Below are 14,816 nucleotides of genomic sequence, written 5' to 3'. Positions count from 1 at the left end.
TCCCCGAGCCGGGGACGCCGGGGGCGACCGGGATGCCGGTGACGGATGAGCCGTGGGAGCCCCGAAGGCTTGGCGGGAGCCGTACAGAGGGGTATCAAAGAGATCAGATAGGCGATCCAGGGGTGATGTCCGTCGAGTGGCGCACAAAGGATCGCCAGACAGGAGGACCGCGATCGTGATCCAGTGAGCCGCACGTGGGTGGGGCCGGCGTTGAGCGCGGCGGCCGGCCTCGGGTCGGCCATCCTGGCCTCGGGCCAGCCGACACCCGTCCCGATTCTCGTGACCGCGGTCGGCGTGGCCGCAGCATCGGTGATCCTTCTGGGGGTCATCGCCTGCGCCGCGACGTTCTCGCAGTCCCACGGCGACCGGGCGCTGAAGGTGCTCGCGTTGCTGGTCGGGCGGGACGACCCCGAGCCTCCGGACGGAGGTGAGGCCGGCTCCGGATCCTGACCGCCACAAGGGCCGCCGGGGTGCGCGGGGGTCCCGGTGGTCCCATGCGGTTCACGCGACATCGCTCGTTTCACGAACCTCGCCTCGGCTCGGCGGCGTGCCGGCTTCTCACGCGGACGCCCCGGCGGCTCATGCGGACGCGGGTCCGCGCGGGCTTCCCGGGCGCTCGCCGCCACACTGGCCGGCCGCCCCATAGGGTCGGAGGTGAGGAAACCGAAGGAGGGACCCCGAAGGACGGGACGCACTCTCGGGGACGAGCCAGGGCATGCCCTGATGCGCGCCGCGCGGCGGCGTGTGACGATGCTTGCCGAGATGTCCGACCGCCCACCGAATGTGCCGCGAAATGTCAGTCATTCCAGAAGTCGGGATCAGCGTGCGGGAAACCGAGGTGTCCAAGGCGCCTGAGGCGTACCCGCGGCTCGTCAGGCCCGTGAAGGGCCGCGTGGTCGCGGGCGTGGCCCAGGGCGCCGCCGCCCAGCTGCGGCTCGACCCTGTCGTGCTGAGGCTGGCCTTCGTGCTGCTCACCGTCGTCGACGGGCTCGGATTCGTGGCGTATGCCGCGTTGTGGATGTTCACCCCGAAGGAGCAGGTCAAGGGCCGCGATCCCGGGCGCGACTGGGGCCAGCTCGCCGCGTACGGCGTGCTCTGGCTGGCGCTCGCCGCCTTCGGCTGGATGACGGGCGCCTCGAGCGGTGGATTCGGGACCTGGCCGATCGCCGTCGGCGGCATCGGCGCGCTGATCCTGTGGCAGCAGGCCGACCCCGGCAGGCGGCAGCGGTGGATGACCGGCGCGGTCAAGCAGGTGAGCACGACCTGGGTCCGGACGATCATCGGGGCGCTCCTCGTGGCCGTGGGGGCCGTCGGATTCCTCGCCGCCAGCGGCGAACTCGCCAAGGCGCGGACGGGGCTGGTCTTCACCGCCGTCGTCGTCGGCGGCATCCTCATGATCGCCGCGCCGTACCTTGCCTCCCTGGTCAAGGAGCTCCAGCGGGAGCGCACCGAGCGCATCAGGCAGGAGGAGCGCGCGGAGGTCGCCGCGCACGTGCACGACTCCGTGCTGCACACCCTGACCCTGATCCAGCGCAACGCGAACGACCCGCGCGAGGTGACCCGCCTCGCCCGGTCGCAAGAACGTGAGCTGCGCAACTGGCTCTACCAGCCCAAACAGGACGCCGACGCGACCCTGGCCGCCGCGGTGCGCAGGGCCGCGGCCGAGGAGGAGGACGCGCACGGCGTGCCGATCGAGGTGGTCTGCGTGGGCGACTGCGAGCTGACCGACGGACTGGTCGCCCTGCTCCACGCGGCCAGACAGGCGATGGTGAACGCGGCGAAATACTCCGAGTCGCCGGTGATATCCGTCTACGCGGAGGTCGAGGCGGACGAGGTGACGGTATTCGTCCGCGATCGGGGGAAGGGCTTCGTCCTCGACGACGTCCCGGAGGACCGGATGGGCATCCGCCAGTCGATCATCGGCAGGATGGAACGCCACGGAGGCAGCGCCCGGGTCAGGACCGAACCCGGCGACGGTACCGAGGTCATGCTGACCATGAAGAGGAACACTTGATGAAGACCGTGCGTGTCCTGATCGTCGACGACCACCGGCTGTTCCGGTCGGGAGTCCGCGCCGAGCTCGGGCCGTCGATCCAGGTGATCGGCGAGGCCGACGACGTGGATTCCGCCGTGGCGGCCATCGCCGACCTGGAGCCCGACGTCGTCCTGCTGGACGTGCACATGCCCGGCGGCGGCGGTCAGGAGGTGCTCAAGCGGGTGCTCGGCCCGGGTTCGCAGGTGCGGTTCCTCGCCCTGTCGGTGTCCGACGCGGCCGAGGACGTGATCGGGGTGATCCGCGGCGGCGCCCGCGGTTACGTCACCAAGACCATCAGCGGCGCGGAGCTCACCGACGCGATCACCCGGGTGTCCGACGGCGACGCGGTGTTCTCGCCCCGGCTCGCGGGGTTCGTCCTGGACGCGTTCGCCTCCACCGAGGCCCCCCCGATCGACCCGGAGCTGGACTCGCTCACCCAGCGCGAGCGTGAGGTGCTGCGGCTCATCGCCAGGGGCTACGCCTACAAGGAGATCGCCAAGGAGCTGTTCATCTCGGTCAAGACGGTGGAGACGCACGTGTCGAGCGTGCTCAGGAAGCTCCAGCTGTCCAACCGGCACGAGCTCTCCCGCTGGGCGACCGCCCGCCGCCTCGTCTGAACGGCCTGGTCTGAACGGCCTGGTCCGGACGGCCTGATCTCGCACGGCCTGAACTGAACCGCGAAACGGTCGCGCTCGCGTCAAATGTGGGGAAGTACCTCATATGTGATCGGGGGCCTGGCACCGCTCGGAGGTTCAGATGGGCCGTGACGTTCCCGCCATCGCGTTCACCGGAGAAGACCGCCGCCGCTACCGCGACAAGGTCAGGCGGTCGCTCGACGTCCTCGCGCAGATGTTGCGCGAGTCCCGTTTCGAGGTCGAGCGGCCCCTGGCCGGCCTGGAGATCGAGCTGAACCTGGTCGACGCGCGCGGTGAGCCTGCCATGAAGAACGCGGAGGTCCTCGAGGTCATCGCGGAGCCCGACTGGGCGACCGAGCTCGGGCAGTTCAACGTCGAGATCAACATCGAGCCTCAGGAGCTGGGCGGCGACGGGCTGCTGCGCCTCGAGGAGTCCGTACGGCGCCGTCTCAACCATGCCGAGGAGCGCGCCCGGGAGGTCGGCGGACACCTCATGCTCGTCGGGATCCTGCCCACGCTGAAAGAGGCGGACGTCAGCGAGGCGACCCTGTCCGCCAACCCCCGATACAAGCTGCTCAACGAGCAGATCTTCGCCGCACGCGGAGAGGCCATGCATTTCGAGATCGAGGGAACCGAGCGCCTGGACACCTACGCCGACTGCATCACTCCCGAGGCGGCGTGCACGAGCGTCCAGTTGCATCTGCAGGTGAGTCCCTCCAGGTTCGCCGACCACTGGAACGCGGCGCAGGCCGTCGCGGGGCCGCAGATCGCGGTCGCGGCCAACTCGCCTTACCTGTTCGGCAGGGAGCTGTGGCGGGAGACCCGCATCAGCCTGTTCGAGCAGGCGACGGACACCCGGCCGGACGAGCTGAAGGCGCAGGGCGTGCGCCCGAGGGTCTGGTTCGGCGAGCGGTGGATCACCTCGGTCTTCGACCTGTTCGAGGAGAACGTCCGCTACTTCCCCGCGCTGCTCCCGATCTGCGACGACGAGGATCCGCGCGAGGTGCTCGAGCGGGGAGGCACGCCAGAACTGCACGAGCTCACCCTGCACAACGGGACCGTCTACCGCTGGAACCGGCCCGTGTACGCCGTCGTCGACGGCGTCCCGCATCTGCGGGTGGAGAACCGGGTGCTCCCGGCGGGTCCTTCGGTGGCCGACGTCGTCGCCAACGCCGCCTTCTACTACGGGCTCATGCGTGTGCTCCCGTTGGAGGAGCGGCCGGTGTGGACGCAGATGTCCTTCGCCGCGGCGGAGGACAACCTGCGCAACGCGGCCCGCCACGGCATCGACGCGCGCCTGTACTGGCCGGGTCTCGGGGAGGTGCCCGCCGCCGAACTCGTCCTGCGCCGCCTGCTGCCGCTCGCCCACCGGGGTCTCGACCTGTGGGGGGTCGACCCCGTCCAGCGCGACCGGCTACTCGGGATCATCGAGCAGCGCTGCCTGACGGGTCGCACGGGGGCGTCCTGGCAGGTGGACGCCGTCCGCGACCTCGGCGGCGGGTACGACGCGCTGCGCGGGATGACCCTGCGCTACCTGGAGCGCATGCACGAGAACAAGCCGGTCCACCTCTGGGATCTTTGACCGGAATGGGTGACTATGACGGAGTGATCCTTCGACGGCTCCTCCCGCTCGTCCTCGCGGGGACACTGGTGGTGTCACTGATCGCGGCCTGCGGCGGTGAACCGGGTGACCCGGCCGGCGCGCCCCCGCGCGGCTCGGTCGCGGGTCCGTGTGACGCGACGGGCCAGGACTTCGCCGGCGACATCGAGCTGGCGAGGTGTCTCACCGAGCGGTTCTGGGCGGAGCGGTTCCAGCAGAGCGGGAACACCTACGCTCCCATCAGCGATTTCGTCGCCTACAACGGCGAGGACGGCCCTGACTGCGGCAGGCAGCCCTCGGTGCCGAACAACGCGTTCTACTGCCCGAGCGGGCATTTCATCGCCTACGACGCCGCCTGGCTGCAGGGCATGTACGACCGGATGGGCGACGGGGCCGTCTACCTCGTGATCCCCCACGAGTTCGGGCATGCCGTACAGGCGCAGCTCGTCAACGACTTCCAGTTCAACGTGCAGCGCGAGTTACAGGCGGACTGCTACGCCGGGGCCACTCTCAGCGGGCTGGTCCAGGAACGGGCGCTCAAGGCCGACGCGGGGGACGGCGCCGAGCTCCTGGCCAACCTCGAGGCCGCCGGCGATCCCACAGACGCGTGGTGGGCGCCGGACGCGCACGGCACGGCGGCGCAGCGGCAGGCGTCCTTCGCCAAGGGGTACGGCCAGGGCGTCGGCGCCTGTTGACGCTCGCGCGGCCAAATCGGGTGGCACGATGGCGGCGTGGAGCACTCGCAGGCGGGGAGGGCATTCGTGAAACGCGTCGATCCGCTCGTGTGCTCGCTCGGCGTGCTCGCCGGGGCGAACGTACTGAACAACCGGGTCGCCAGGCGCTGGGCCCCGGTGACGTCGGCCGTGGCCACGGCGGCGCTTGTCGGCATCGCACGGCGCGAGGGACTGACGTGGCCGGCGCTGGGCTTCGAGCGCGCGGAGCGCGGGGCTCGGATCGGCGGACTCCTCGCGGCGGGGGTGGCCGTGGTCTACGCGGCCGGAGTCGCCCTTCCGCGGACGCGCCCGCTGCTGCGCGACGAGCGCGCGCTCGCGTTGTCCAGGGGCCGGCTGCTGGAGGAGGTCCTCGTCCAGGTGCCCGTCGGGACGGTGCTGCTGGAGGAGATCGGCTTCCGCGGGGTTCTGCCCGCGCTTTTGGCGCGCAGGGCCTCGGAGCATACGGCTCTCGCCGGGTCCGCGGCCCTGTTCGGGCTGTGGCACGTGCTGCCCTCGATGGACATGGCCCGCGCCAACCCGGCGTTGAGCGGCCTCGTGTCCGACCCGCCGGGTCCCGTGGCGCGGCGCCGCCTGGCCACCGCGCGCGTGGTGGCCGGGACAGTCGCGTCCACCGCCGCGGCGGGCGTGCTCTTCCACGAGTTGCGGCGGCGAGGCGGGCTGCTCGCGCCGTCGCTGTTCCATCTCGCCACGAACTCGTTCGGCTACGTGGCCGCCCGTGCCGCGCGGCGGGTGTCGTCGCGCTGAGCGGATCTTGCGTCTCACTCACTCCGAGAAGAGGCCCCGCGCCGCGAGTTCGATCGTGACCACGACGGCGACGGACTCCGCCGCGAGCAGTGCGACGAGGACGGCGACCTGGACGACTCCCGCGTGGACGGGGTCGGAACCGGCGATCATCATGCCGACGAACGCGCCGGGAAGCGTGACCAGGCCCACGGTCCGCGTCTGGTCCAGCGCGGGGATGAGCGCCTGGGCGGCGGACGGCCTGCAGATCTCCAGCGCCGCGTCCCTGGGGGTGAAGCCCAGCGACAGGGCGGCCTCCACCTCGCCGCGCCTGACTCTGAGCTCGTCCAGCGCCCGGCGCCCCGCCAGCGACGTGGCGGTCAGGCAGCCGCCCAGGAGGATCCCGGTGACGGGGATGAGGACCATCCCGGTGACCGGCATCACGCGGGCGCCCAGCATGAGGGTCAGCACCGGGACGACTCCGGCGGCGATGGGCAGGGCCGCCCACCACGAGGCACGCCCCCGGACGATCCGGCGGCCCGCGGTGAAGGCCGCCACGCCGTACATCAGCAGGAGGAACAGCGCCGCCGCCGGCAGGAAGCCGATCGCCCCTACGATGACCAGGGACACCAGGGCCAGTTGTGCGGCGGCCCGCACCGAGGCGGTGAGGATCGCCCGCGAGTGCCCCAGCCTGCCCACCGCGGCGACGCCCGCGCCCGCGAGCGCGAGCAGGACCATCACCGCGCCGAGCTGAGGGGTGACGGGAAGGAGCGTGTTCACCTGACCGATCCTGCCCGCGGGGGCGGACGGTCAGTCGGTTCCTGCCCGCGGGGGCGGACGGTCAGTCGGTTCCTGCCCGCGAGGGCGGACGGTGGGTCGGTTCCTGCCGGGGGCGGAAGGTCAGTCGGTGACGACGGCCTGGAACGCCTCGGCGAACGCGCCTTCGGGGAGGCCGGCCGTCGCGGCGTTCGCGGCGAGCCAGCCCCGGACGAAGCCGTCCAGATCCTGCATGTGGCCGGTCTGGCTCTCGTGGGCCCGCAGTGCCGCGATCTTGCGGTCCACCGTGGCGGTGACGTCGACGTAGCGGTTGGGGGTGGGCGTGCCCATCAGCCAGACCTCGCGGACGGTCCAGGCGTCAAGGCCCTCGTCCGCGAGCAGCTCGGGGAAGGCGTAGGGGTTGCGGGCGTCCGGGTAGACCGCGTCGAGCGTGGCGCCGCCGACGGCCCGGTGGTCCGGGTGGCTCGGCCCGAGGCGGGCGTAGTTGCGCTCAGGCGTGGAAGTGATCACGAGATCCGGCCGAACCTGCCTGATCACTCGCGTGATGTCGCAGCGGAGGCCGAGCGACTGCTCGACCATTCCGTCCGGGTACCCGAGGAAACGGATGTCCTCGACCCCGACGCGGTCGGCGGCGGCCGTCTGCTCGGCCCTGCGTGCGACCGCCATCCCGCCGTTGTCGACCTGCCTGTCGAAGCCGCCGGCGTCGCCATCGGTGACCAGGCAGTACACCACCTCGGCTCCCGCGTCGACGAGTTTCGCCACCGTTCCAGCGCCGCCGAAGTCGATGTCGTCGGGGTGAGCGGTCACCACGAGAACGTTCTTGATCTCAGCTTCGTCGAGCATGTTCCACGGCCTCCTCGTTTCCGGCAACTCACCTTAGAGGGGGCGGTATGCACGGCGGGGCACCGGATGTCGGTGGACGGCAATACCCTTAGGAGGTGTCCACCGGAACCGCCACCCACCCATTGCTCGACGGCCTGAACCCGCAGCAGCGGGAGGCCGTCGTCCACCAGGGCAGTCCCCTGCTGATCGTGGCGGGGGCAGGCTCCGGCAAGACACGGGTGCTCACCCACCGGATCGCCTACCTCCTGGCCGAGCGGAACGTCCAGCCGTCCGAGATCCTCGCGATCACCTTCACCAACAAGGCCGCGCGCGAGATGAAGGAGCGGGTCGACCGGCTCATCGGCCCCCGCTCCAAGGCGATGTGGGTGATGACGTTCCACAGCGCCTGTGTGCGCATCCTGCGCAGGGAGGCCAAGCGGCTGGGCTTCACCGGCAGCTTCTCGATCTACGACCAGGCCGACTCGCAGCGGCTCATGGCGCTGGTGTGCCGCGAGCTCGACCTCGATCCCAAGCGCTACCCGCCGCGGTCGTTCTCGGCCCAGGTGAGCAACTTCAAGAACGAACTGATCGACTACGAGACGGCCGCCGAGCGCGCCCAGACCCACCTGGAGCGCACGCTCGCCGAGGCGTACAAGACCTATCAGCAGCGGCTCACCGAGGCCGGCGCGATGGACTTCGACGACCTCATCATGCTCACAGTCACCCTGTTCCAGCTCTTCCCCGAGGTCGCCGAGCACTACCGGATGCGGTTCCGGCACGTGATGGTCGACGAGTACCAGGACACCAACCACGCGCAGTACGTGCTGATCCGCGAGCTGGTAGGCCGTCCCGAGGTCCGGACGGCGGACGGCGACGTGGTCAGGGGGGGCACCGAGCCCGCGGAGCTGGTCGTGGTCGGCGACGCCGACCAGTCGATCTACGCCTTCCGCGGGGCGTCGATCCGCAACATCCTGGAGTTCGAGCGCGACTATCCCGACGCGCGGACGATCCTGCTCGAGCAGAACTACCGCTCCACGCAGACGATCCTGAACGCGGCGAACGCCGTCATCTCCAGGAACGAGAGCCGCAAGCCCAAGAACCTCTGGTCCGAGCAGGGCGCCGGGCCGAAGATCGTCGCCTACGTGGCGGACAACGAGCACGACGAGGCCATGTTCGTCGCCCAGGAGGTCGACCGGCTCGCCGACGACGAGGGGGTCACCCCCGGCCAGGTCGCGGTCTTCTACCGGACCAACGCGGCCTCCCGCGTCTTCGAAGAGATCTTCATCCGCACCGGCCTGCCGTACAAGGTTGTGGGCGGGGTGCGGTTCTACGAGCGCAAGGAGGTCAAGGATCTCCTGGCGTACCTGCGGGTCCTGGCCAACCCGAGCGACACGGTCTCCCTGCGGCGCATCCTCAACGTGCCCAAGCGCGGCATCGGCGACCGGGCGGAGGCGATGATCGAGGCGTTCGCCGGCCGCGAGCGGATCGGCTTCTGGGAGGGGCTGCGCCGGGCGGACGAGGCCCCCGGCCTGGCCACCCGGTCGCTCAACGCGATCAGGGAGTTCACCGCGCTGCTCGACGACCTGCGTGCCAAGGAACTGCCGCTGTCCGACCTGGCGGAGGAGGTGCTGAACGGCACCGGCTACCGCACCGAGCTGGAGACCTCCGGCGATCCGCAGGACGAGAGCCGTCTGGAGAACCTCAACGAGCTGATCTCGGTGGCGGCCGAGTTCGAGGAGGCCAACCCGGAGGGCACACTGGTCGACTTCCTCGAGCAGGTCTCGCTCGTCGCCGACGCCGACCAGATCCCCGAGGGGGAGGACCACGGCGGGGTCGTCACGCTGATGACCCTGCACACGGCCAAGGGCCTGGAGTTCCCCGTGGTGTTCCTCACCGCGCTGGAGGACGGCGTCTTCCCGCACATGCGCTCACTCAGCGACCCGAAGGAGCTGGAGGAGGAGCGCCGCCTCGCCTACGTGGGCATCACGCGGGCCGAGCATCGGCTCTACCTCTCCCGGGCGGCCGTGCGGACCTCCTGGGGAGCCCCCTCGTTCAACCCCGCGTCCCGGTTCCTGTCCGAGGTGCCGGGCGACCTCGTCGACTGGCGCGGAGACCCGGGCAAGAACGCCTGGTCGGCCGCGACCTCCCGCACCCCCGCTCGTACGGCTCCCGCCGCGAGGAAGGCGGGCGGCAAGGAGATCCCGAATCTCTCGCCGGGGGACCGGGTCACCCACGACTCGTTCGGCCTCGGCACGGTGGTCGCCGTCGACGGCAGCGCGGAGAAGACCCGAGTGAAGATCGACTTCGGCGCCTCGGGGGAGAAGACCCTGCTGCTGGCCTACGCCAACGTCGAGAAACTCTGAGCGAAGCGGACCGCCGCGCGGCGATCCGGCGCCGGGGCTCCCGGCGGTGGCCGCCGGGTGATTACGCTTCGGGCAGCGGGCACGCTATCGAGGCGACGTAGCCTCGGGTACGGCCGGGCGCGCGATCCGCGCCCTTCAGCGCCGTAGCTTGGCGGGCATCACTCGGGAGGTCTGCATGGAAGCCAGGATCCGCGTCGTCGTCGCCAAGCCGGGGCTCGACGGGCACGACCGCGGGGTCAAGCTCGTGGCGAGGGCGCTTCGCGACGCCGGCATGGAGGTCGTCTACACCGGGCTCCACCAGACCCCGGAGCAGATCGTGCAGGCGGCGATCCAGGAGGACGCGGCGGCCATCGGCCTGTCGATCCTGTCCGGCGCGCACATGACGCTGTTCGCGCGGCTCATCGAGATCCTGCGGGAGAAGGGCGCGGAGGACATCGTGGTGTTCGGCGGCGGCATCATCCCCGAGGCCGACATTCCCGAGTTGCACAAGATGGGAGTGGCGAAGATCTTCACACCCGGGGCCACGACCCAGGAAATCGTCGACTGGGTCCGTACAGCGGTGCCTACATCGGTTTGAGATATTTTGCCCAAGACTGCCGTATTTCCATGTCCGGGGCAAGGTGCGACAAGGACCCGATGATGTGGCGCGGTCCCGGCTAAGGCTAGGCTTCATGGGCGGAATCGCCGGGCGGCAGCGACGGCGCCTGGCCTCGACATCAAAAGGGACGGACCCTCGTGGACCTGTTCGAACATCAGGCGAAGGAGCTCTTCGCGGAGTACGGCATCCCGGTGCCGCGCGGCGTCGTCGCGCACACCGCGGAGGAGGCGCGCGCGGCCGCCGAGCAGCTGACCGGCAAGGTCGTCGTGAAGGCCCAGGTCAAGACCGGCGGGCGCGGCAAGGCGGGCGGCGTCAAGGTCGCCGACGACGCGGAAGACGCGTACCAGAAGGCGACGCAGATCCTCGGAATGGACATCAAGGGCCACACGGTTCACAAGGTCCTGATCGAGGAGGCCAGCCAGATCGCGGAGGAGTACTACTTCTCCTTCCTGCTCGACCGGGCGAACCGGACGTTCCTGGCGATCTGCTCCGCGTCCGGCGGAATGGACATCGAGGAAGTCGCCCACACCGCGCCCGAGAAGGTCGCCAAGGTGCCGGTGAGCTCCCTCGAGGGCGTCGACCGCGCCACCGCCCGCCGGATCGCCGAGGCCGGCGGCCTGCCGCCGCAGTCGCTTGACGGCGCCGCCGAGCTCATCGAGAAGCTCTGGGCCGTGTTCGTCGACGAGGACGCCTCGCTCGTCGAGGTCAACCCGATGATCCTTTCGGCCGACGGCCAGGTGAAGGCCCTCGACGGCAAGGTCACCCTGGACGAGAACGCGAACTTCCGCCAGACCGAGCACGTGGCCTACGTCGACAAGGCCGCCGAGGACCCGCTCGAGGCGAAGGCCAAGGAGAAGCACCTCAACTACGTCAAGCTCGACGGCTCGGTCGGGATCATCGGCAACGGAGCCGGCCTGGTCATGTCCACGCTCGACGTCGTGGCGTACGCCGGCGAGGCCTACGCGGGGCAGCCCAAGCCCGCCAACTTCCTCGACATCGGCGGCGGCGCCTCGGCCGAGGTCATGGCCAACGGCCTGGAGATCATCCTGTCCGACCCCTCGGTCAGGTCGGTCTTCGTCAACGTCTTCGGCGGCATCACCGCCTGCGACGCCGTCGCCAACGGCATCGTCTCGGCCTTCCAGCTGCTCGAGGGCCGTGGCGAGTCCGTGACCCGCCCGCTGGTCGTGCGGCTGGACGGCAACAACGCCGCTCTCGGGCGGCAGATTCTGGCCGACGCGGGCCTGCCCGGCGTCGAGCTGGTGGACACGATGGACGATGCGGCCCAGCGTGCCGCCGAGCTCGCCGCGGTAGGTGCGTAATGGCTATCTGGCTGACTGCCGACAGCAAGATCATTGTTCAGGGCATGACCGGGGGCGAGGGCACCAAGCACACCCGCCGCATGCTCGCCTCGGGCGCCAAGGTCGTGGGCGGCGTCAACGCCCGCAAGGCCGGCACCGTCCACGAGGGCCTGCCCGTCTTCGGCACGGTCGCCGAGGCCATCTCCTCGACCGGCGCCGACGTGTCGGTCGTCTTCGTGCCGCCGGCCTTCACCAAGGACGCGGTCAAGGAGGCGATCGACGCCGAGATCCCGCTCTGCGTGGTGATCACCGAGGGCGTTCCCGTCCACGACACCACCGAGTTCTGGGCCTACGCCGTGGCCAAGGGCAACAAGACCCGCATCATCGGGCCGAACTGCCCCGGCATCGCGTCTCCCGGCGCCTCGAACGCGGGCATCATCCCCGCGGACATCACCACGCCCGGTCGTATCGGCCTGGTGTCCAAGTCGGGGACGCTGACCTACCAGCTCATGTACGAGCTGCGGGACATCGGCTTCTCGACGGCGGTGGGCATCGGCGGCGACCCGGTCATCGGGACGACGCACATCGACGCGTTGCAGGCCTTCCAGGACGATCCGGGTACCGACGCGATCGTGATGATCGGTGAGATCGGCGGCGACGCCGAGGAGCGGGCGGCGGCCTACATCGAGCAGCACGTGACCAAGCCGGTCGTGGCCTACGTGGCGGGGTTCACCGCTCCGGAGGGCAAGACCATGGGCCACGCGGGCGCGATCGTGTCCGGCTCGGCCGGTACGGCCCAGGCCAAGAAGGAAGCCCTGGAGAAGGTCGGCGTCCGCGTCGGCAAGACCCCCAGCGAGACCGCCCGCCTCATGCGCGAGGTCATGCAGTCCCGCTGACCCCCACCCTTTGGCCGTGATCATGCACAAGTTCGTGATCGGGCCATCTGACCAGCCCCAACCTCGCGCGTGATCATGCACAGATTCGGCGCCGTGCCATCTGACCGGCCCCCTCTCTGTGCGTGATCATGCGCGGGTTCGAGATCGCGCCGACTTACCTGCGCTGATCCGTTTCGTGATCATGCATGCAGTCGGCGGTAGGAGGTCTGGGCTGCGGTTCCGTCATTCGTGACCATGCATCTCCTATCGGGGTGCATGGTCACGAACGTATTCGGCCCAGCTCAAGGAGCTGCCCGCGAATCCGTGCATGATCACGAATCGTGAACGGGCAGGTCAGAGTGCGTTTCCGCGAACCTGTGCATGATCACGCGCAAGGGCTGGGCAGGTCGGAACGTGTTTCCGGGAACCTGTGCATGATCACGCGCGGGGGTTGAGCGGGTCATGAGGGATGATCCCGAGTCTGTGCATGATCACACCAAGGGGTCGCCGTGCCCGCGAATCCGTGCGGGATCACGCTCGCGGCCTCGGCGTGGCGGCGGGGAAATGTGGGGGCGGGCTGGGAGCATGGGATAGCGTGACGGCGTTTCTCGACCAACTTCGGACCGCCCCCCGTGCCGTCCTCGGCCGTGGGCCCCAAAGCGACGACGAGGAGACCCGGCGTCCCCTACCCGTCTCCGGCATGCTCGCCGCCGTCTGGACGCTCGGGGCCGGCCTTGCCGTCCTCACCACCCTCACGCTCGTCGGCTGGATCGCCGCGCCGCTCAGCGCGTTCGGTGACGGGCTACCCGGGGTCTTCCGTACGGCATGCCAACTCTGGCTCGCCGCCCACCACGCGGGCTTCGCCATCCCCGGAGGCAGGGTCGGCCTTCTGCCGCTGGGCCTGATGATCCTCCCGGGGATACTGCTCTACCGGGCGGGTCTGTGGATGGCCCGCGACGCCGACCTGCGGCTGCGCATGCCGGCCCGGCTGCCTAAGGGCACGCCGCGCGACGTCGAGAACGCCCGGCGCCGGGCGCAGCTCGTGCTGATCGCGCAGGCCGGGATCTCGCTCGCCGCGCCGTACTCGCTGCTCGCTGGCATGATCGCACTCGTCGCGCGCAACCAGGTGACGCAGCCGTTCCTGGGTGAGGCGCTGGTCAGCCATGTCGTGCTGGCCTTCGTCGCGGGGTCGTTGGCCACCGCCCGCACCATCGGGCCGTGGAAGTCCATGTTGCGCCTGCTTCCCGAGCGCCCTCGGTCGATCGTCGCAGCCACCGTCGTCGCGGTGTTGATCCTCCTCGCCGCGGGGGCCCTGCTCGTACTGGGCGCCATCGCGGTGAACTTCCAGCAGATCCACGAGCTGTCCGGGGTCCTCGCCCCGGGTTTCGTGGGCGGGCTGCTGCTCCTCCTCGTCGAGGGCCTCTACCTGTTCAACGCCGTCGTCTGGGGGATGGCGTACATCTCCGGGCCGGGGTTCGCCATCGGCACGGGGACCCTGGTCGCGCCGACGGGGGTCAAGCTCGGCGCCGTGCCCTCGCTGCCGCTGCTGGGCGCCCTTCCCGCGCCGGGCCCGTCACCGGCCTGGGTGATGGCGGTCATCGCGGTGCCGTTCGCCGCGGGGGCGGTCGCGGGGGTCGTGATGGCGCGCGTCGCGCCGACGCCGACGATCGAGGTGGCGCCACTGTGGGGGTTCGTCTGCGGGCTGAGCACCGGGGCCATGGCCGGGCTGCTCGCCGTTCTGTCCGGCGGTCCCCTCGGCGGCGCCCGGTTGTCCGCCGTCGGGCCGTCGCCATGGGAGGTGGCGCTGTCGGTCACGCTGGAGGTCGGCGTGGCGGCCGGCATCTCCGCCGGGATCGCCAACTGGTGGTTGATCTCCCGCAGGCCCGCCACCCCGCCCGAGCCCGTCCGCAAGGCGGGCGCGGTCATCGCCAAGGCGGCGAGCAAAGTACGGCTGGCCGACCGGAATCCGCGCGTCCTGCCCGGCCACTGGCTCGATGCCACCGAGGCCGACACCCAGCCGATTCCGGTGATCAAGGACGACTGGACCGACGAACACGCGGAGACGTTCGGCGGGATCGCGGCAGGGACGACCCGAACGGGGGGATCGGAGCCCCAGCCCCCCCGCCGCGACGAACCGCGCCCTCCGCGCAAGGACATCGTTGACGAGTCGGACGATCGTGGCGGGCACGTCATCTACGTCGACCCGTACGCCTGGGATCGCGACGAGTGACGGCGCCGGCCGTCCAACGGCACCCCGCGCCGGCGGCCGCGCCAGAAACACGCGCCAGGAACACGCGCCAGAAACACGCGCCAGGAACACGCGCCAGAAACACGCGCCAGGAACACGCGCCTGAAACAA

The 14,816-nt window shown here is 70.4% G+C and carries 13 protein-coding genes; 11 read left to right on the top strand and 2 right to left on the bottom strand.

Features of this window, described 5'->3' with window-relative positions; translation table 11 throughout:
• The first annotated feature begins 183 nt into the window (after positions 1 to 183).
• The 6 genes from Pka01_RS27065 to Pka01_RS27040 all read left to right on the top strand — a co-directional run bounded on the left by Pka01_RS27065 (position 184) and on the right by Pka01_RS27040 (position 5,748).
• A complete protein-coding gene (locus Pka01_RS27065) occupies positions 184 to 450 on the top strand; it encodes a hypothetical protein (protein WP_203885717.1) in 267 nt (88 codons plus the stop codon).
• 343 nt (positions 451 to 793) lie between these two features.
• On the top strand, positions 794 to 2,014 hold the full coding sequence (locus Pka01_RS27060) for an ATP-binding protein (RefSeq protein WP_203885716.1): 1,221 nt from the start codon (positions 794 to 796) through the stop codon (positions 2,012 to 2,014).
• Positions 2,014 to 2,652 (top strand): LuxR C-terminal-related transcriptional regulator, encoded by a 639-nt coding sequence (locus Pka01_RS27055; RefSeq protein WP_203885715.1) that lies wholly within the window; start codon positions 2,014 to 2,016, stop codon positions 2,650 to 2,652. Before Pka01_RS27060 ends, Pka01_RS27055 begins: the two co-directional genes overlap by 1 nt.
• Before the next feature lie 139 nt (positions 2,653 to 2,791).
• Positions 2,792 to 4,252, top strand: a complete 1,461-nt coding sequence (locus Pka01_RS27050) for a glutamate-cysteine ligase family protein (RefSeq protein WP_203885714.1) — start codon at positions 2,792 to 2,794, stop codon at positions 4,250 to 4,252.
• A gap of 5 nt (positions 4,253 to 4,257) precedes the next feature.
• Positions 4,258 to 4,965, top strand: coding sequence for a neutral zinc metallopeptidase (locus Pka01_RS27045; RefSeq protein ID WP_203885713.1), 708 nt, complete (start codon positions 4,258 to 4,260; stop codon positions 4,963 to 4,965).
• 66 nt (positions 4,966 to 5,031) lie between these two features.
• Positions 5,032 to 5,748, top strand: coding sequence for a CPBP family intramembrane glutamic endopeptidase (locus tag Pka01_RS27040; protein ID WP_239115357.1), 717 nt, complete (start codon positions 5,032 to 5,034; stop codon positions 5,746 to 5,748).
• Between the two features lie 18 nt (positions 5,749 to 5,766).
• Here Pka01_RS27040 and Pka01_RS27035 read toward each other — a convergent pair whose 3' ends face one another.
• Positions 5,767 to 6,504, bottom strand: coding sequence for an ABC transporter permease (locus tag Pka01_RS27035; RefSeq protein ID WP_239115355.1), 738 nt, complete (start codon positions 6,502 to 6,504; stop codon positions 5,767 to 5,769).
• Positions 6,505 to 6,624: 120 nt separating this feature from the next.
• Positions 6,625 to 7,344, bottom strand: coding sequence for a PIG-L deacetylase family protein (locus Pka01_RS27030; protein ID WP_203885711.1), 720 nt, complete (start codon positions 7,342 to 7,344; stop codon positions 6,625 to 6,627).
• Positions 7,345 to 7,439: 95 nt separating this feature from the next.
• Here Pka01_RS27030 and pcrA point away from each other — a divergent pair, with 95 nt between their 5' ends.
• The 5 genes from pcrA (at position 7,440) to Pka01_RS27005 (ending at position 14,687) form a co-directional block, all read left to right on the top strand.
• A complete protein-coding gene (pcrA, locus tag Pka01_RS27025; RefSeq protein WP_486357946.1) occupies positions 7,440 to 9,686 on the top strand; it encodes a DNA helicase PcrA in 2,247 nt (748 codons plus the stop codon).
• 175 nt (positions 9,687 to 9,861) lie between these two features.
• Positions 9,862 to 10,263, top strand: coding sequence for a coenzyme B12-dependent isobutyryl CoA mutase small subunit (gene icmB, locus Pka01_RS27020; RefSeq protein WP_203885710.1), 402 nt, complete (start codon positions 9,862 to 9,864; stop codon positions 10,261 to 10,263).
• Between the two features lie 158 nt (positions 10,264 to 10,421).
• Positions 10,422 to 11,603 (top strand): ADP-forming succinate--CoA ligase subunit beta, encoded by a 1,182-nt coding sequence (gene sucC / locus Pka01_RS27015; protein WP_203885709.1) that lies wholly within the window; start codon positions 10,422 to 10,424, stop codon positions 11,601 to 11,603.
• On the top strand, positions 11,603 to 12,478 hold the full coding sequence (sucD, locus tag Pka01_RS27010) for a succinate--CoA ligase subunit alpha (RefSeq protein WP_203885708.1): 876 nt from the start codon (positions 11,603 to 11,605) through the stop codon (positions 12,476 to 12,478). The genes sucC and sucD overlap by 1 nt, the downstream gene beginning before the upstream one ends.
• 574 nt (positions 12,479 to 13,052) lie before the next feature.
• A complete protein-coding gene (locus Pka01_RS27005) occupies positions 13,053 to 14,687 on the top strand; it encodes a cell division protein PerM (RefSeq protein WP_203885707.1) in 1,635 nt (544 codons plus the stop codon).
• Positions 14,688 to 14,816: the final 129 nt, after the last annotated feature.

Origin of the sequence: Planotetraspora kaengkrachanensis, from assembly GCF_016862895.1 — a bacterium.
Lineage (GTDB): Bacteria > Actinomycetota > Actinomycetes > Streptosporangiales > Streptosporangiaceae > Planotetraspora > Planotetraspora kaengkrachanensis.
This window is presented reverse-complemented; position numbering and strand designations above follow the sequence as displayed.

Coding starts and splice junctions, on each gene's coding strand:
- Pka01_RS27060 (WP_203885716.1), top strand. CDS start 794: ATGTCAGTCATTCCAGAAGTCGGGATCAGCGTGCGGGAAACCGAGGTG.
- Pka01_RS27055 (WP_203885715.1), top strand. CDS start 2,014: ATGAAGACCGTGCGTGTCCTGATCGTCGACGACCACCGGCTGTTCCGG.
- Pka01_RS27050 (WP_203885714.1), top strand. CDS start 2,792: ATGGGCCGTGACGTTCCCGCCATCGCGTTCACCGGAGAAGACCGCCGC.
- Pka01_RS27045 (WP_203885713.1), top strand. CDS start 4,258: ATGGGTGACTATGACGGAGTGATCCTTCGACGGCTCCTCCCGCTCGTC.
- Pka01_RS27030 (WP_203885711.1), bottom strand. CDS start 7,344: ATGCTCGACGAAGCTGAGATCAAGAACGTTCTCGTGGTGACCGCTCAC.
- icmB (WP_203885710.1), top strand. CDS start 9,862: ATGGAAGCCAGGATCCGCGTCGTCGTCGCCAAGCCGGGGCTCGACGGG.
- sucD (WP_203885708.1), top strand. CDS start 11,603: ATGGCTATCTGGCTGACTGCCGACAGCAAGATCATTGTTCAGGGCATG.